Annotated in this window: 1 protein-coding gene; it reads left to right on the forward strand. The window is 70.2% G+C overall.

Going from position 1 to position 811, the window contains the following annotated elements; genetic code table 11:
- The coding region (locus STE01S_RS19470) for an NAD(P)/FAD-dependent oxidoreductase (protein ID WP_062770905.1) at positions 1-811 on the forward strand (811 nt) is incomplete at both ends.

The raw sequence follows: 811 nt of genomic DNA on the forward strand, positions 1-811 counted from the left end.
AGGAGGCGGAGCTTCCCTATGAGCGGCCGCCCTTGTCGAAGGAATATTTCGCGGGCGAGAAAGAGTTCGAGCGCATCCAGCTGCGCCCCGCCAGATATTGGGACGAGCGCGACGTGACGATGCTGCTCGGGCGCCGCGTCGTCAGCGTCGATCCGGCCGCGCACCGCGTCACGACCGACGGCGGCGCGGCGATCGGCTATGGCAAGCTCGTCTGGGCAACCGGCGGCCATCCGCGGATGCTGCCGATCCCCGGCGGCGGCCTGCCGGGGGTGCAGGGGGTGCGCACGCGCGCCGATGCCGACGCGATGAAGGCGGCGGCGGAGACCGCGCAGCAGATCGTGGTGATCGGCGGCGGCTATATCGGGCTCGAGGCGGCGGCGGTGCTGACCAAGGCGGGCAAGAAGGTCGTGCTGCTGGAGGCCCTGGACCGCGTGCTCGCGCGGGTCGCGGGCGAGGATCTGTCGCGCTTCTTCGAGAAGGAGCACCGCGATCATGGCGTCGACCTGCGGCTCGGCGCCCAGGTCGCGGCGATCGAGGGCGACACGCATGTCACCGGCGTGCGGCTGGCGGACGGCGAGGTCATTCCTGCCGATCTCGTCATCGTCGGCATCGGCATCGTGCCGGCGGTCGAACCGCTGCTCGCGGCGGGGGCCGAGGGCGGCAACGGCGTGCTGGTCGATCCGCTGTGCCGGACGAGCCTGCCCGACATCTATGCGATCGGCGACTGCGCGGCGCATGCGAACGATTTTGCCGAAGGCGCGGTGATCCGCCTCGAATCGGTGCAGAATGCCAATGATCAGGCGAATGTCGT

The sequence above is a fragment of the Sphingopyxis terrae subsp. terrae NBRC 15098 genome, from assembly GCF_001598815.1.
Taxonomy (GTDB): Bacteria; Pseudomonadota; Alphaproteobacteria; order Sphingomonadales; family Sphingomonadaceae; genus Sphingopyxis; species Sphingopyxis terrae.